13 protein-coding genes and 1 tRNA gene are annotated in these 17,733 nt (G+C 34.3%); 8 read left to right on the top strand and 6 right to left on the bottom strand.

All coding sequences use genetic code 11. The features are described from left to right. Nucleotides 1-1,703 precede the first annotated feature (1,703 nt). The 3 genes from NLM59_RS00230 to NLM59_RS00220 form a co-directional block, all read right to left on the bottom strand. Entirely contained in the window at nt 1,704-2,006 is a 303-nt protein-coding gene (locus NLM59_RS00230) for a hypothetical protein (protein WP_304415722.1), read from the bottom strand. A gap of 15 nt (nt 2,007-2,021) precedes the next feature. Then, nucleotides 2,022-2,990 carry a deoxyhypusine synthase family protein gene (locus NLM59_RS00225; protein WP_304415721.1) on the bottom strand — a complete coding sequence of 323 codons (969 nt, stop codon included), beginning with the start codon at nt 2,988-2,990 and terminating at the stop codon, nt 2,022-2,024. Between the two features lie 125 nt (nt 2,991-3,115). Further along, entirely contained in the window at nt 3,116-4,528 is a 1,413-nt protein-coding gene (locus NLM59_RS00220; RefSeq protein ID WP_304415720.1) for a type III PLP-dependent enzyme domain-containing protein, read from the bottom strand. A 166-nt stretch (nt 4,529-4,694) separates the two neighbouring features. On the opposite strand from NLM59_RS00220, the gene NLM59_RS00215 reads away from it, so the two are divergent. Together NLM59_RS00215 and NLM59_RS00210 are read left to right on the top strand one after the other, a co-directional pair. Then, nucleotides 4,695-5,783, top strand: coding sequence for a 5-(carboxyamino)imidazole ribonucleotide synthase (locus NLM59_RS00215; protein ID WP_304415719.1), 1,089 nt, complete (start codon nt 4,695-4,697; stop codon nt 5,781-5,783). 230 nt (nt 5,784-6,013) lie between these two features. Further along, nucleotides 6,014-8,443: an outer membrane beta-barrel protein gene (locus NLM59_RS00210; protein ID WP_304415718.1), complete on the top strand. Its 2,430-nt coding sequence runs from the start codon at nt 6,014-6,016 to the stop codon at nt 8,441-8,443. A 104-nt stretch (nt 8,444-8,547) separates the two neighbouring features. On the opposite strand, the gene NLM59_RS00205 is transcribed toward NLM59_RS00210, so the two are convergent. Beyond that, on the bottom strand, nt 8,548-9,066 hold the full coding sequence (locus tag NLM59_RS00205) for a CYTH domain-containing protein (protein WP_304415717.1): 519 nt from the start codon (nt 9,064-9,066) through the stop codon (nt 8,548-8,550). A gap of 200 nt (nt 9,067-9,266) precedes the next feature. Here NLM59_RS00205 and NLM59_RS00200 point away from each other — a divergent pair. Beyond that, nucleotides 9,267-9,343 (top strand) — tRNA-Ile (locus tag NLM59_RS00200). Nucleotides 9,344-9,809: 466 nt separating this feature from the next. Here the strand turns inward: NLM59_RS00200 and NLM59_RS00195 are convergent. Then, entirely contained in the window at nt 9,810-11,063 is a 1,254-nt protein-coding gene (locus tag NLM59_RS00195; RefSeq protein ID WP_304415716.1) for a hypothetical protein, read from the bottom strand. A 521-nt stretch (nt 11,064-11,584) separates the two neighbouring features. On the opposite strand from NLM59_RS00195, the gene NLM59_RS00190 reads away from it, so the two are divergent. Continuing rightward, a complete protein-coding gene (locus NLM59_RS00190) occupies nt 11,585-12,805 on the top strand; it encodes a hypothetical protein (protein ID WP_304415715.1) in 1,221 nt (406 codons plus the stop codon). A 56-nt stretch (nt 12,806-12,861) separates the two neighbouring features. On the opposite strand, the gene mce is transcribed toward NLM59_RS00190, so the two are convergent. Beyond that, entirely contained in the window at nt 12,862-13,275 is a 414-nt protein-coding gene (gene mce / locus NLM59_RS00185) for a methylmalonyl-CoA epimerase (RefSeq protein ID WP_304415714.1), read from the bottom strand. Nucleotides 13,276-13,551: 276 nt separating this feature from the next. Between mce and sufC the strand changes: the two genes are divergently transcribed. The 4 genes from sufC to NLM59_RS00165 all read left to right on the top strand — a co-directional run bounded on the left by sufC (nt 13,552) and on the right by NLM59_RS00165 (nt 17,692). Then, complete coding sequence (sufC, locus tag NLM59_RS00180) at nt 13,552-14,298, top strand: Fe-S cluster assembly ATPase SufC (protein ID WP_304415713.1); 747 nt, start codon at nt 13,552-13,554, stop codon at nt 14,296-14,298. Nucleotide 14,299: 1 nt separating this feature from the next. Next, the gene (gene sufD / locus NLM59_RS00175) at nt 14,300-15,616 is read left to right on the top strand and encodes a Fe-S cluster assembly protein SufD (RefSeq protein WP_304415712.1); all 1,317 of its coding nucleotides are present in this window, start codon (nt 14,300-14,302) and stop codon (nt 15,614-15,616) included. Nucleotides 15,617-15,677: 61 nt separating this feature from the next. Continuing rightward, entirely contained in the window at nt 15,678-16,898 is a 1,221-nt protein-coding gene (locus NLM59_RS00170) for an aminotransferase class V-fold PLP-dependent enzyme (protein ID WP_304415711.1), read from the top strand. 68 nt (nt 16,899-16,966) lie between these two features. Continuing rightward, complete coding sequence (locus NLM59_RS00165; RefSeq protein WP_304415710.1) at nt 16,967-17,692, top strand: DUF4230 domain-containing protein; 726 nt, start codon at nt 16,967-16,969, stop codon at nt 17,690-17,692. The last annotated feature ends 41 nt before the right edge of the window (nt 17,693-17,733 follow it).

The raw sequence follows: 17,733 nt of genomic DNA, 5'->3' as shown, positions 1-17,733 counted from the left end.
CTTCATCCGCATGAAAATTTATTTCATCCGCATGATCAAAACACTTTATGCGCATGATGAAACAACTTTATGCGGATGAAATTTGTAGAAGATGCGCATCTTTTTAGTAAAAGATACGCATGATTTTAACCAAAAAACCAGCCTGAAATGAAATTTCAGGCTGTTTGAATATTATGATTTACCTCTATAAGTAAGCTAAATGAGATTATAAAATCTTAAGCCTAAGGGGGAGTGAGCATAAGAGAATTTAGAAGAAATACTAAAATATGATTGCGTGTAATTCTTTTCTTTTTGAATTTGAGTTAGTGAGAAGTTCAGTGTTTGCTGAACCTTAATATGTTTAGAGATTTCAAGTTGATTATTCGCCAGAAGAAATTCTGATATCAGTTCAGTTAATTTGAAATATATGAGAATAGATGAAATGAAACTAATAAATTTATTTGTTAAGAAGTTCGGATATAGGATGTTGCTTAGGCTTTTCATGTGTGATCATTTGAATCATAGCTAAATTAAGAAGTTTAAGATAAGCATCCCAGGAGAAAATGAAGAGTTTACTCGCGGTTTTTCCTAGTTGTTGTATTTCAGGGGCTTGCGGACGCTATTAGTGTTTAAAGGTGATTTAATCTAGCGTGTCATTCCGTTCTTGATGCGGAATCTTTTAAGCTTTAGCCGATCATTGCGCTAGATGCTGAATCAAGTTCAGCATGACATACGCTTTGACTTTTCGATAAATGAAATCCCGAAGCGTCATTCCGCACTTGATGCGGAATCTTTTAAGCTTTAGCCGATCATTATGTTAGATGCTGAATCAAGTTCAGCATGACATGCGGCTTGGCTTTTCGTTAAATGAAAACCCGAAGCGTCACTCTGAACTCGATTCAGAGTCTTTCTTGTCAGGCTGAGTGATTTTGTGAAACAAAATTGTATCGAAGCCTAAGACACGAAGGAAATGATGAATTTTAAATTATAAATTTTGAATTATTCTGCATGCTGTATAGCAGTAATTCTCTAAACCCTACACTCAAAACTAAACAACCCCGAAGCGACATTCCGCACTCGATGCGGAATCTTTTAAGCTTTAACCGATCATTGTGCTAGATGCAGAATCAAGTTTAGCATGACATGCGCCTTGTTATTTCGTTAAATGAAAAGCGAAGTAGGTTAAGCCTCTTTTCTGTCGACATTTCGATACAAATTTTTCTAAGGAAAAATCCTCCTCCATGAGACAGAAAACTCTACACCTTACACTCTACATCCAAAACTAATTACTGACTACTAGGTACTAACTATTCATTACTATATACTAATGTAGAACCCCTCAGTCCTGCGGACAGCTCCCCTTAAAAGAGGAGCAGTTTCTTCGCTCCTAACTTTCGAGATAAGATGTAAAAGTTTTCTTCGAATAGCTAAAACTAGATTCCGGGTCAAGCCCGGAATGACAAGCGTTTTGGCTTTTCGTTAAATTAAACCCAGAGCGTCATTCCGCACTCGATGCGGAATCTTTTAAGCTATAACCGATTATTGCGCTAGATGCTGAATCAAGTTCAGCATGACATGAGCCTTTTTATTTCGTTAAATGAAAACTCTAAACCCTACACTCTACACCCTAAACCAATTACTAACTACTAAGGACTACTATTCTTAAAACAAAAAAAAGACGAAACTCAAAAGTCTCGTCTTTTATATTTTGTAAATGCAATCTCTTAATCTTCTAGAGCGCTTGGATCTGGCTCGTCGAAGCTTACGTCGTCGTCGAATGAATAATCTTCATCCTCCTCAAACATTTCCATAACGTTTTCTAGACGCTGGCTAATTTTAACTAAATAGCTGCTATCTTCTGTCTGAACCTCAACGGCTTCAACAGTTTCTCCTTTAGCATTTTTGAAAACGATTACATCTTTATCACTATAGCCATCTGGATATTTCTCAACGAGTAAAGTTAATATCTCGTCGTTCAATTTCTTGAAATCTACGATAACTCTTCTTTTTGGTGTTGGCTTTTTCATTTTTAAGTTAAGTTTTTAATAGTCTAATAAATAGGCGAATATCAATGGAGCAACAATAGTTGCATCTGATTCAATAATAAATTTAGGAGTGTCTACACTTAGTTTTCCCCAAGTGATTTTCTCATTCGGTACAGCTCCTGAATAACTACCATAACTTGTAGTTGAGTCAGAAATCTGACAGAAATAACTCCAGAAAGGTGTGTCTTCTCTTTCTAAATCTTGGTATAACATCGGAACTACACAAATTGGGAAATCTCCCGCGATTCCACCTCCAATTTGGAAGAATCCTACTCCGTCTTTAGAGTTTTCTGTGTACCAATCAGCTAACCAAGCCATGTACTCAATTCCTGATTTCATGGTGGTGGCTTTTAATTCACCTTTAATCACATAACTTGCGAAAATATTACCCATGGTACTGTCTTCCCATCCTGGAACTACAATTGGTAAATTCTTTTCTGCTGCAGCGTACATCCAGCTGTCTTTTAAGTCGATTTCGTAGTATTCTTCTAAAACACCAGAAAGCAACATTTTGTACATAAATTCGTGTGGGAAATAGCGCTCACCTGCAGCTTCTGCATCCTTCCAGATTTTTACGATATGTTGTTGTAATCTTCTGAATGCTTCCTCTTCTGGAATACAAGTATCCGTAACGCGGTTCAAGCCTTTCTCCATTAAATCCCATTCTTCTTGAGGTGTTAAATCTCTATACTCTGGAATTCTTTTGTAGTGTGAGTGAGCTACCAAGTTCATGATATCCTCCTCTAGGTTGGCACCTGTACAAGAAATGATTTGCACTTTGTCTTGGCGAATCATTTCAGCAAAAATCTTCCCTAATTCGGCGGTTGACATGGCTCCAGCCAAGGTAACCATCATTTTAGAACCTTGTGCTAATTGCTGCTCATAAGCTTTAGCAGCATCCACTAAAGCAGCAGAATTAAAATGAAGATAATATTTTTCTATAAAATTAGATATAGGCCCTTTCATTTATATTTTTTTATGTTATTGTTAAAAACTTATATTCAAAATTGTTTCAATGTGATTGAAGCTTTGGCTTGAATTATTAGAGCAAACTAAATGATATATTCCAAAATCTCCAAACAATTTAAGATTTATTTATTCTCTTCGTCTACATTGTATCCTAAGGTGCGCAACATATTATCGTGTGATTGTTGCTCAGCAAAAACTTTGGTGAAAATAATTCCATTCTCGTCTCTGTTGATCAGGATATGTTTTGGCGTAGGAATCAAACAATGCTGAATTCCACCAAAACCTCCAATGCTCTCTTGATATGCTCCTGTGTTGAAGAAACCTATATATAATGGTTTGTCTTTTTTGAACTTAGGAAGATAAATAGCGTTTAAGTTTTGCTCACTGTTATAGTAATCATCACTATCGCAAGTTAAACCACCTAATAAAACTCTTTCGTATTCGTCGTCCCAACGGTTAACAGATAATAAAACAAATCGTTTGTTAATCGCCCAAGAGTCTGGCAGGGTAGTAATGAAAGATGAGTTAATCATGTTCCATTTTTCACGGTCGTTTTGTTGTTTTTGGTGTAAAACTTCATATACCGCACCACCGCTTTCTCCAACCGTAAATGAACCGAATTCTGTGAAAATATTAGGAACTTCTACTCCGGCATCTTGACAAACTACTTTGATTTGGTTGATGATCTCGTCGATGATATAAGCATAATCATACTCAAAAGCCAATGAATTCTTGATCGGGAATCCTCCACCAATATTTAATGAATCTAATGTTGGGCAAATCTTTTTAAGATTAACATAAACCTTTAAACATTTATGTAGCTCGTTCCAATAATAAGCAGTGTCTCTAATTCCTGTATTAATAAAGAAGTGAAGCATTTTTAAGCTTGCTTTTGGATCTTCTTTCACCTTGCTTTTATAGAAAGGCACAATGTCTCGATACCCTATTCCCAAACGAGAAGTATAGAACTCAAATTTTGGTTCCTCTTCAGAGGCAATACGGATTCCAATATCGAATTTACCGTTGATATTTTCTGATAAAAGATCTAATTCTTCTGCATTATCTAAAATTGGGATACACTTTTTGTGACCACCGTTTACTAATCTAGCTATGTTGTCTATGTATTGATCGCGTTTAAAACCATTACAAAGAATCCAGCTTTTGTTGCTTAGTTTTCCTTCTTTTTTAAGAATCTCAACAATATTGATGTCGTAGGCAGAGCTAGTTTCAATATGGATTTTATTCTTAAGCGCTTCATCTAATACAAATGAAAAATGCGAACTCTTGGTGCAATAGCAATAATTATAAGTAGCCTCATAATCATGTTTTTCCATGGCTTCTCTGAACCAATTTTTGGCCTTCTGAATATTCTCCGAAATCTTGGGTAGATAGGTGAATTTCAAAGGTGCACCATATTTATTTACCAAATCCATTACTTCTATACCATGAAAAGTTAGGTTACTTCCCTTGGTATCGAATTCATCTTGTGGAAAATAATAGGTCTGATCTATTAAGTCGCGGTATTTTAATTTCATTTCAAAATAAATTATCGATTGAAGTTAAAGAAAAAATAAGTAATCCAAGAATTTGTGATTACTTATTACAATCCATTCTATTTGCAATGCAATTTTAAATTAAAATTTTTACTTTGCACCCTTTAATAACAAAATATTATTTAAAAATCTTTATTTCTTCAATAACATGTTAAAAGTTGGAATTTTAGGCGGCGGTCAATTAGGTTTAATGTTTGTGCAAAATGCATTGAGCTATCCTATCGAAATACATATATTAGATCCCAATCCAGAGGCGAGTTGTGCGAATTTTGCGCATCGATTTGTGGTAGGCGATTTTAATGATGAACAAACTGTGCTTGACTTTGCTAAAGATGTAGATATTGTTGGGATAGAGATTGAGCACGTAAATCTAGAAGCGCTTAAAAAGTTAAAAGCTCAAGGGAAAACCGTAATTCCAGATCCAGAAGTTTTAGAAATCATTCAAGATAAAGGAATTCAAAAAGATTTTTATTTAAAACATAATATTCCAACAGCGCCTGTTCAGGATGAAAATACATTTCCTGTAGTGCAAAAACTTTGTAGAGGTGGCTACGATGGTAAAGGTGTTCAGGTTTTAACTGAGGAAAACAAAGATAAAAAGTGGAGCGAAGATTCTGTTTTTGAAACTTTAGCCGACATTAAATTAGAGTTAGCCGTAATTATTGCTAGAAATGCTGCTGGTGAAACCGCGATTTATCCCGTAGTGGAGCAGGTGGTGAATCCAACTTATAATTTATTAGAGTATTTATTAATTCCGGCTAGAATAAATGATGACATAGCTGAAAGAGCTAAAGAAGTTGCGTTGCAAGTGGTTGATGCTTTTGATGAGCCTGGAATCTATGCTGTTGAGTTGTTCTTAAATAATGATAATTCTATTTGGGTTAATGAAACAGCGCCAAGAGTTCACAATAGTGGGCATGCTACCATAGAAGCATCGGCTTCTTCTCAGTTTGATATGATGTTGAGAGTATTACTAAATCTTCCATTAGGTTCAACTGAAATGACATCTAAAGCAGCTATCCTTAATATAATTGGTGCAGAAGGTCACGAAGGAAATGCAAAAGTAGAGGGATTAGATGATTTAATGAAAATTCCTGGTGCGGCGATGCATTGGTATGGTAAGAAAATTACGAAACCAGGTAGAAAAATGGGACACGCTACTTTTACTGCACAAACTTATGAGGAAATCATTAAGCAGATAGATGAGGTGAAACCTGTTCTTAAATCCACTACTTAGAAGTAATTATTAAATTTATAGATGGTTAATTATAAAGGACTTAATTTAGATTAAGTCCTTTTTTTATAAGAATTTGCGTCGTGATTAGGGGATAGGTGTTAAGAGCTTTTGGGGATTAAAAAGTAAACTTATTTTTAAGAAATTCATAATCTTATATTAAACCTTTTGATTTAGTCTTTGTCTAACAATTTTAATACTAATTTTGCACCCCAAATTTATAGAGGACAATTATGAGGAATTTATTAGCCATTGCAATGGTTTTAGTGGGAGTTTTGACTCTAGCACAAGAAATTACGGTAACTGGAACGGTTCAGGATAATTCGGACTTACCATTAGCCTACACATCAATCACGTTTGATGGGTTAGACAATGATATATTCGAGCAAATCTATACCGAAGGAGATGGAAGTTTTATGGTCCATATTCCAGCAGGTAAGTATGATATCATTATTCAACCTACCACTGGATCCATTACCGAAAGAATTGAAACTTTTACAAAAGATACTGATTTAGGAATTATAAGATTGTCAGAAGCGATTCAGCTTGCGTCTACTGTAGCTGTAGCGGAGAGACCTCTATATAGACTCGAACTTGATAAAAGAGTTTATGATATGGATCGTGACCCTACCATTAAAGGAGCGAATTTATCGGATGCATTGAATAACGTACCTTCTGTAACGGTAGATGGTGATGGTACGGTTACTTTGAGAGGAAGTGAAAGTATCACAGTATTGATTGATGGTAAACCATCGGCGATGACAGGTATTTCTAATATTGCAGATGCATTAAAGAATATTCAAGCAGATGCTGTTCAGCGAGTAGAGGTAATTACAAATCCTTCGGCTAGATATGATGCTGCTGGAACAGGTGGAATTATCAACATTATCATGAAAAAAGGAACTAATCAAGGATTTAACGCAAGTTTCAATACCAATGTTGGTATTCCTTTTCAGACAGGAGTTAATGCGAATTTAAACTACAAGACAGATAAGTGGAATTTCTTTATTTCACCTTACGTACGATATGGAAGATCAGAGGGATCTTCTTCATTTAAGAATAGATTTTACTCTCAATTTCAACCAGACACCATTGAAACTCAGGATGGTGATAGAATTAGAAAAAGATTTAACTACGGTACAGGGATAGGATTCGAGAGATTCATTGATGATAGAAATACGCTTACGGCTTCTGTTAACCTAAGAAGGTCTACTGGAGAGAACGAAAATACCTTGAACTATAATGACTATGCAGGTAATACATTATTTGGTAAAAGTAGTAGACAAGAGATAGAGGATGAGACAGATGAAAGTATAGAAGCTAATGTGGGCTATAGACTTGAGTTTGACGATAAAGGACATGAGTTGAGAATTGAAACGAGTGCTTCATTTGCTAAAGAGGATGAGTTTTCAGATATTATTGAAAGAACCTATATGGGGAATGGAGAAAATGGTCATGATAAAACTTCTAACTACGAGGAGCAAACAAGATATTTGTTGCAAGCTGATTATGTTTATCCACACGGAGAAAGCGCAAGATTTGAGTTAGGATATAAGGGACAATTTGCATCTAATATGAATGACTTTACGGTGATGCAAAGAGAAAATGGAGAGTTTATAGAGAATCCTTTCTTTACAGATGTTATTGATTACGATCAGAATGTTAATGCGTTGTATACACAATACGGAAACAAAATGGGTAAATTCTCTTACTTGTTAGGTTTAAGAATGGAGAATTCAGATATTAGAATTCAATCGGCAAATGCTAATGATGGTTTAGGAAGTGATGACAAAAAGAATTATACTAATTTCTTCCCATCAGCAACATTAAACTATTCGTTTGACGAGGACGATAGAAATCAATTACAGGTAAGTTATAGTAAAAGAATTCGTAGACCTTGGAGTAGATGGTTAACGCCATTCAGAAACTTCTCTGACGATAGAAACACTTTTATGGGTAACCCTGATTTGGATCCTGTATTTACTAATGCATTTGAAATGGCTTATATTACTCAAATCGGCAAGACATCTATTACGCCTTCTGTTTACTACCAAAAGAGTACGGATAATATGAATGTTTTCCGTCGTAGAGCTGAGTTTAATGGAAATCAAATCTTTATTTCTCAGCCTGTAAACGCTGGTGACGAGGTAAGATATGGAGCGGAGTTAGTAGCTGCAACGCAATTTACTTCTTGGTGGAGAGCCTTTGGTAACGTGAATTTCTATGGGTATGATGCTAATGGAAGTTATTATGATCCTATTTCAGATACTACTTATGACTTAAGTGGAGATGGATTTAGCTGGTTTGGTAGAATGTCGAATACTTTCTCATTGCCATCTAAGATAGATATGCAAGTGAGTGGATTCTACTATGGTGGATCTAAAAATGCACAAAGTGAAAGAGATCCAATGTATGGAGTTGATTTAGCTTTAAGTAAAGATATCTTAGCTGGTGCAGGAACTCTATCTTTCAACGTAAGAGACTTATTCGAAACACGTAGAAGAAAGGTGTTTAACTTTGGTCCTGGTTATGAGTCTAACATGGATATGCAATGGAGAGGAAGACAGTTTACGCTGAACTTCGCTTATAGAATTAATCAGAAAAAGAAACGTGAAAGAGGAATGAACGGTGGAGTAGACGAAGCTGAAGGAATGGAATTCTAATTCACAAGAGAATTTAAAAATAATAAAAACCACTTACAGATTGTAGGTGGTTTTTTTATGCGTTCAAGTTTAGCTGACTAAAGTCGCTGTGTGTGAAATAGAAATTACTTTAAACTCAAGGAGTGATTGCTATATGCTTTATTACCTGTAACATCTTCTAAAGCTTCTATAAATGGAGGGAAATCAATGTCCTGATGATTTTTTATTCCTTCAAGTTCTAATATTAAAAACGAAAGTTGAGGAGAAAAGTAGGTGTCAAGCTCAAAGTTTTGACCTTTGTAGTTAAAGGTTTTTCTCTTTTTGTGAATGGTCTGACTTACTGAATTTTTGCGTTTAAGAAAAGCATTGTATTCTAGTTCACTAATGGTCTTTTCATCTTCAATTCTTTCTGTATCAGAAATAGGTTTTTTGATGGTATGAACATATTTAATCTCCTGATCGTCGATTATCTTTCTTACGCGTTCTTCTATATTATCGTCCTGTGTTGTTAGATAAGTTTGGTAGATTTCAACCTCATGGTAGGGTAAATTTAGTTCATCTATCAAGATCTGAACTTTGTATTTACGTTCAATCTCGATATTATTAAGTGGAATCTGTGTTTTGTCTTCTGGCGATGATTTCATAATGAATTAAAGGTAAAGATTTCTAAGCAGATGTTTCTTCCGATTAATATTTAAATCTTGCTTAGGCTGTATATACGTTCAACTGCATTTAATAGTGATGAGGATATTTCTAAAAAATAGTGTATTATTGTTGTGACAATTAATCTAAAATTATTACATTTGCCGTCCGGAATATGGCTTAAATGCCATAAAGAAGGAAAGGTCCTATAGCTCAGGTGGTTAGAGCACTTGACTCATAATCAAGTGGTCCCTGGTTCGAGCCCAGGTGGGACCACCAAAAGCACTCTTTATGGGTGCTTTTTTTAGTTTAAAAGGGTTTATATCAGCGATTTAGACTTTGTGTAGTCTCCACAATAAACCATTTTTTTGATACCCTTTTGATACTATGGGAAATTTGGGTACCAAAAATTAAATGATAGTTTTTGTAAAATTATCTGTGAAGTATATTGTGCAAGTAATAAGGTAGACGCAAAACTTGTTCGCAAAACCTCGTACAAAAAGTTTTGAAATGCTTAGAATAAAAAATGTGCAATTACAGGTTTCAAGGACTTTTTGAGAAGTTATAATGGATCGACTAAAGCATTTAGATTGTCCAAGTAAACCTTGATTACCTGTTATTGCAACATTTGGTTAAAGTTAGTTAGTTAGCGATTCACCTCTATTCGCTGAGACAAAGATAAAGTCAATAGAAAAGAATAAAAAGTCCAAAATTGTCCAATTTGATGTCTATTATTAGTTTGTCTTTAACTATCTTGTTTTGAGATGTTTAAGGTTCTTTTGTAGCCGGTTTTATTTACTAATTTGTCCAGTTCTTGTGTCGAAAATTCAATTTCTTTTGACTTGGTTTCTTTAAGTATATAAGCTAATAGGTACATTAGTCTAATGTAGTCCTTATATAATAATCCTGTTGGGGATTTAAAGTCCTTATCTGACAAAGCGAAATCCTTCAAAGGAGGTAGTCCATTGGTAACCCAAGTTATAAGAAAAGTTGTCTTGACAAAAGCTAAATTAATCCCATAAAAATGGAGAGGGTTTTTATTAGGTTTTTGGTCAATGAAATCCTTAATAAAACTAGTTTTGTCCTTCAGAAGGCTGTAAGCCAATTTATATTCTTCTAACCAAATCAGGGTATTACTAAAGAAAATGAGAATTTCTATTTTATTGAATTCGCTTAATTCAGCTTGTTCAAGTTGAAATAAATAATTGCCCAAAATTTCTTGAAAAGCCTCCTTATTATTTTCTATTTTAGCGTCCATCAATAAAATGCTAGTATATCGCATTTCATGATAGGCCATATAAGGATGTTCTTTTTTATAAGCTGCGTAATGTTTTTTAATAACTGAAATGTCTGGAGTATACTGACATTCCTTCGCACTCAAAAACTCACCGAAATACAAGAAATTACATAAAGCTAATTTTACTTTTTTAGAAGGTGTAGACTTAACTCTTTCGGATAATAATTTCCTAAATTCTGTATTGCCAAAATAGTTGTAATTCGGTAGCCAAGCATAGATGTAATCACAAGCCCAGTTGTTTTTCTTGTAGAGTTTGTGAAAATACTTTATGTTTTCAATATTCTTATAGATTACATTTACATAGGCGTTTAGAGTGTCTACAGAAACAGTGTCTTGAGAATATTTAACGAAGTACTTCTCTCCACTCGCAAAAAAGGGCTTCATGCTCTCGATATAGATTTTATCTTTTGCATCTAGCTGCTTTTCAGTATTAAGTTCGGTTACAAAGCTGTCCCAATCGGCATATCCAACATATCTACAAAGTATAGTAAGACTGGATTTACTTACATTTTTATTTTTTTCAATCTTTCCAAAAAAGCGTCTTAGGGTTTGAACACTCAGTTGAGTAGTTTCAGATAATTCTTTGAAACTATTGATGGAATTTATGGGCTTACCATAAGTTTCACGAATGAGTTTTTCTAAGGCTGATTTAGCCTTTGAGTTTATACTATTTTTACTCTTAGTATCAATGTTTTTGGTCATAGTTCTTCAATCTTACTACAATAAACATGATAGTTAGAGATTAAAATTTGAGTGCACTTTTTACTATTATCAAAACTGATAATATAGATTTTTATTTACTAAAAAATATAAACATACTGCTAAGGAGGATTCTTTTGCGTAAGCTGAATACCTCTACTCAAATTTTTAGGTGATTTTACATGTACAGAATCGCCTTCTAATTAAATTATGTTTAACTAGATGTGATCCATAGTGACAACCAATTTTTATTTTGATAAAGTTTTTTTTTGACTTTATCAAATCAATATCTAACTAACTAACTTTATTATGAGCAAAAAGAAGCTCAAATCATTCTTTTGCTCACTTCAAATATAGTTAAAAAAAACTTAAATTATATATAAGTGTTAAATTTTATTTTCTAAAATAAGATATATGCTGAAATCTTTGCAAATTAAAAAGCATCAATAAAATCATTTATTTCTTGATGATATGATATGGAAAAATAATGTATATTTGAAAACACTAAACTAAAAGCATTAAAAATGAGAAAAATTTATTTTATAACAGCTCTGCTGTTTTCTTCCTTAGTCTTCGCTCAGGTAGGTATCAATACCGATACTCCAGAAGCGACATTACATGTAAGTAAAGACTCCAACAACTCAAACTCTGATTATACCAATGGAGGTATGATTTTGGAATACCCGGGAGTGGAAAAAACGACTCTTGCATCTTCTAATCCTTTATTGGGATTTAATGAATTACAAAGTCAAAATATCTTGGTTCAGAATGCTTCCGATGGTAAGGTAAATCATATGAAGCGATGGGCGTTCACTTATCTTCCAGCAAGACCATCTATTCTTCCTTTTATAGGTTATCGAGAAATTGATGAAATGGATTATACAATTTTAGTTAGAGGAGACATCACTCTTCCGACGGGAGATCAGTTTGTTGGTAAAATGATTAATTTAGTTTATGATTCTCAAACTGAATTAAGTTATACTATTACTGGCCCAATGAAATATAAAGGATATTTGATTAATAGCTTACCTATTAATGATATAAATGTTGGATACACATTGCAATCCGATGGTTCTAAATGGTTTGTTGTAGGAGGATATGAAGTCAATGGAGCCGATGAAGAAATGAATTTAACATATATGCCAATCAGAAAGGCTGAATTGGGTGATGTAATAACAGTTGGACCTGATGATTACAGCTTTCTAACTAGAGGAACACATGGAACTACATTAACTTTACCTGTAGGGGATGAGTATGTTGGCAAAGTGATAAATGTAGTGTTTGATACGCAACATCCGGGTATTCAAAAGATTGTTCCGGCTTCGGGAGTTATCAAACATCATGCATATACTACAAACGAATTGGTATTAAGTAGAAACACGCCTAGCTATACTTTGCAGTATTTAGATAGATGGTATGTTATAAGTGAAACAAATTTAGAAAATCCAGATGCAGTTGAGTTTGTGAAGTTATTTAATAATGAATTGACCGCTAGAACGGATAGGAAAGTGTTTGTTGCTGGAAATATTAAGTTAATAACGCCGACAATCGAGCACATGTATGGGCAGGAGATAGTGTTTGTGTATGATGGAGATGGAACACAATCCTTTACACTAGAGGTAAACGGTGCTGGATCAATAGTAGGAACTGGAAGTACAAATAATACATTTGTATTGGGGTCTGGTTATAAATCTGTCAAGTTGAAATCAAATGGTACCGATTATGAGGTAGTAGCAACTAGATAACTATTTCTTACGAAGTTAAAAATTAAAAAGTCCCAAGCTGTGCTTGGGACTTTTTCTTATGCCTCATATTTATCCTGATCCATACACAACTCTACCAAAACTCCTCCCGAGCTTTTAGGGTGTAAGAAAACTACAACTTTCCCATCTGCTCCAGGTTTGGGCTCATCTGAAAGTAAAACAAATCCTTCGTCTTGTAAACGCTTCATCTCTGCCTTGATGTCATCTACAGCATAAGCGATATGATGAATTCCTTGTCCGCGTTTTTCTAAAAATTTAGCGATAGGACTTTCTGGATTGCTAGCTTCTAATAATTCTATTTTACTTTCACCAATCTTAAAAAAGGAAGTTGTAACGCCCTCTCTTTCTACGCTTTCCTGCTTATAAGGCTCTACACCTAGTAATTTGGTGTAAAGTTCATTGGCTTCCTCTAAGTTATTAACTGCTATGCCTAAATGCTCTATTTTTCTCATTAATTATTTAAATTTAAGTTTTAAAGATACTAAAAATATAAAACCGCCAAGATGAAAGTTGCGTCATCAATCACGCTTTATGTTATCTGGATTTTGCTCAGGCATGATTAAAATCAACTTTAGGTAGAGCAATTTGCGCAAATAGTGGATATGGACGTGTTTTAGAGTTTATTTTTAACTGATATCATTTTCGATATAAGCAGATAACTAATTTTTATTTAGGTTAATTTTAAATAGCGTTTAAATTCACTACTTTTGTACCACAATAAATTGATTATGCTAAAGATAAAAAATCTTCATGCCGGTATTGAGGGTAATGAAATATTAAAAGGAATTAACTTAGATATTAAACCAGGTGAAGTTCACGCTATCATGGGGCCAAACGGTTCTGGTAAATCGACTTTGTCATCTGTAATTGCTGGAAACGAGAATTACGAGGTTTCTGAGGGTAGTATTGAAATGGAGAATGAAAACATTATGGAGCTTGGACCAGACGAGAGAGCTCACAGAGGAATTTTCCTTTCTTTCCAATATCCAATTGAAATTCCAGGTGTTTCGGTAACGAATTTCATCAAAACATCTATAAACGAAGTTAGAAAAGCTAGAGGACAGGAAGAAATGCCTGCAGCTGAAATGTTGAAAATGATTCGTGAAAAATCGGATTTATTAGGAATTAGAAGAGATTTTCTTTCTAGATCACTAAACGAGGGATTCTCTGGAGGTGAGAAAAAGAGAAACGAAATCTTCCAAATGTTGATGTTAGATCCAAAATTGGCTATTCTAGACGAAACCGATAGTGGATTAGATATCGATGCATTACGTATCGTGGCAGAGGGAGTTAATAAATTCAGAAATGAAAATAATGCAGTTTTATTAATTACTCACTACCAAAGATTGTTAGACTACATTAAACCAGATTTTGTACATGTTCTTTCAGACGGTAAAATCATTAAATCTGGAGATAAATCATTAGCCTTAGAGTTAGAGAGCAAAGGTTATGATTGGGTAAAAGAAGAAGCTTAAAATGAAAGAATTACAAGAAAAACTTATCTCAGAACATATTCTATTCGATCGTAGAGGCAGTAAGCAACCTACGGTGATGGAAAAGTTGAGAGAAGAAGCCATAAAGAATTTTGAACAATTAGGTTTTCCAACGACTAAATTAGAAGATTGGAAATACACCAATATGCGTTCAGTCTTAAAAGACGAGTATAAAATATTCTCAGAAACCAAAGACATCCCATTAAACTATTCTGATATTAAAAAGTACATGGTACATAATATCGATAGTTATAATTTGGTGTTCATCAATGGTGTTTATTCAAGCTATTTATCAACTACAACGCACGACGAAGCAGATATTTGTGTTTTGTCAAGCGCAATGAGACAAGGTAAATATCAGCCAGTTATTGAGAATTATTACAACAAAATCGCTGATAATAAGGAGCATTTTGTTGCTTTAAATACAGCTTATACAAGAGACGGAGCTTATATTCACATTCCAAATAATGTGATTTTATCTCGACCTATTCAAATTACTTATTTCACAACGGGAGATGAAAAGTTGATTTCACACCCAAGAAACTTAGTAGTTTTAGGAGATAACTCTAGCGCCAAAATTATCGAAAGACATCAAACGCTGAATGGTTTAGAGAATTTCTCTAACTCAGTGACTGAGATTCACGTGAGTAAAAACGCCCACTTGGATTATTATAAAATTCAAAATGATGATTTCGCGGCTTCTCTAGTAGATAGCACTTATTCTACACAAGAAAGAGATGCAACTTCTAGCGTACATACTTTCTCATTAGGAGGAAATATCACTAGAAACTCCTTGAACTTTATTCAAAATGGAGTTAATTGTAATTCAATTTTGAAGGCAATTACCTTAGGTGAAGGAGATCAGTTGATCGACCACCATACATTTGTAGAGCACATGAGCCCAAATTGCGAAAGCCATGAGTTGTACAGAACTGTAATGAATGATAATTCAAAAGGAGTATTCAACGGGAAAGTATTAGTTGATGCAGATGCACAGAAAATTGATGCATTCCAGCAAAACAATAATATTCTTTTATCTCCTAACGCTGGTGTAGATACCAAGCCTCAATTAGAGATTTTCGCAGATGATGTGAAATGTTCACATGGTTGTACAGTAGGTCAGTTAGATGATGAAGCGATGTTCTATTTAAAATCAAGAGGTATTCCAGACAAAGAAGCCAAAGCAATGATGTTATTTGCTTTCTGTGCCGACGTAATGGAAACAATTGATATCCCAGAATTGAAAAACAAAATTTCAGTCATTATCGCCAAAAAATTGGGCGTTGACTTAAGTTTTTAAAAATTAATAATTACATATGAATAGCTCAATTTTGAGCTATTCATTTTTACAATCATTTTATATGAAAGACGTATCTCACATAAGAAATCAATTTCCCATCTTAGAATGCAGGGTGAACGGAAAACCATTGGTTTATTTAGACAATGGAGCTACGTCGCAGAACCCGAAATCGGTGAATGATGCTATTGTAGATTATTATACAAGCATCAACGCCAATGTGCATCGTGGAATCCATACGCTAAGTCAGGAAGCTACAGATGCTATGGAAAATAGCCGTAAGAAAATTCAGGCATTTATTAATGCTAAACATGATTATGAGGTAATTTTCACCTATGGAACTACAGATTCAATTAATCTTGTTGCAAGAGGATTAGAAGGAATTATTAAAAAAGGTGATGAAATCATAATTTCTGAGTTAGAGCATCACTCTAATATTGTTCCTTGGCAAATGCTATGTCAGAAATCGGGAGCAATTTTAAAATATATTCCACTTAAAGAAGATGGAACATTGGATATGCAAGTTTATAAAAACTTGTTATCTGATAAGACCAAACTGGTTTCAGTTAACCATGTATCAAATGCATTAGGAGTGGTTAATCCAGTTGAAGATATTATAGCAGGAGCACATGCTGTGGGCGCTTGGGTTTTATTAGATGGAGCACAAGCAATCCCACATAAGAAAGTTGATGTACAAGCTTTAGATGCAGATTTTTATGCATTCTCAGGACATAAGATGTACGGACCAACCGGAACTGGAATTCTTTATGGAAAAGAAGAAATCCTAAATCAGCTCAATCCCTATCGCGGAGGAGGAGAGATGATCGATACGGTGAGCATGGAGAAATCCACTTATGCTGGTTTACCCTTTAAGTTTGAAGCAGGAACGCCTAATATTGCTGGTAATATAGTTTTAGGAAAAGCAGTTGATTTTATGAATGAAATCGGTATTGATTTTATTTATGAACACGAGCAAGAACTGATTAAATATACCAGAGAGCAACTGGCTACTATTCCAGAAATTGTTGTGTATGCAAAAGATGCCCCAGGTTCGGGAGCTGTTTCTTTTAATATTCAAAGAGAAGGAGTGCATTCATCCGATGTAGGAATGATCTTAGATAAATTAGGTATTGCGGTTAGAACGGGACATCATTGTTGTCAACCTATCATGAGTAAGTTTGAGATTCCTGGTACGGTGAGAGCGAGTTTTGCGGTTTATAATACCAAAGAAGAAGTAGATGAGCTCATTAAAGGTCTTAAAATGGCAGTTCAAATGCTTGCCTAATAGTTTAGAGGATATCTTATCTTTAACAATGGAACGATTTTCGTTAATCTTTTAACAAAATAAATTGAATGTTAGGATTTTTAAAACACCGTGCTGCGCTTTGGACACTGAGCTTTTTCTTGCTAGTAGACATCGCGTATATTGTTTATAATCTTCAAAAAAATCAAGACCCAACACTTTTGATGGTGGCGTTTTTAATTCTCGGGTTGATTTTAGGAGCATTGTTGGTAATCATTCTTAATAAAGATAGAAAAGATGCAGCCCCAACACTTAGAACAGAATCTTCACACACGGTGATGGAGAGCATGCAAAAGGTGTTTAAAATTGTAACTGCAGAAGGTCACTTCAACGAGATTTACGACTATAAGGAAACTTCTAAATTGTTTAAATTTATTCCTTCTACTAAAAAAGCTTTGGTTATTATCAAAGGTAAGGTTCACTTAGGCTATGACTTTGCTAAAGCTAAATGGGAAATAGACGAAGACAACAAGAAAATAAAATTAATTCATTTTCCAGAGCCTGAATTACTTTCCTTGGATACAGATTATGAGTATTATAACATAGAGGAGCAGTTTTATAATCTTTTTAGTAAAGAAGATTTAGCTAATATTCAGAGAGAAGGAAAAAATCAGATCAGAATTGCCGCTATGAAGAGTCATTTACCTCAAACTGCTGCTGAGCAAATTGAGTTGGTATTAAAAGAACTTCTTATGGCTAGAGATTGGACCTTAGAAAATGCAGATTTAATTACAGAAAGCGCAAAACGTTTAGAGAACAAAAGCTTACAACCTTAATCATAACTTTATTTAAGCTCCATTCATATAAGCTAGGGATT

It is taken from the genome of Profundicola chukchiensis (assembly GCF_029664245.1).
GTDB classification, from domain to species: Bacteria; Bacteroidota; Bacteroidia; order Flavobacteriales; family Weeksellaceae; genus Profundicola; species Profundicola chukchiensis.
This window is presented reverse-complemented; position numbering and strand designations above follow the sequence as displayed.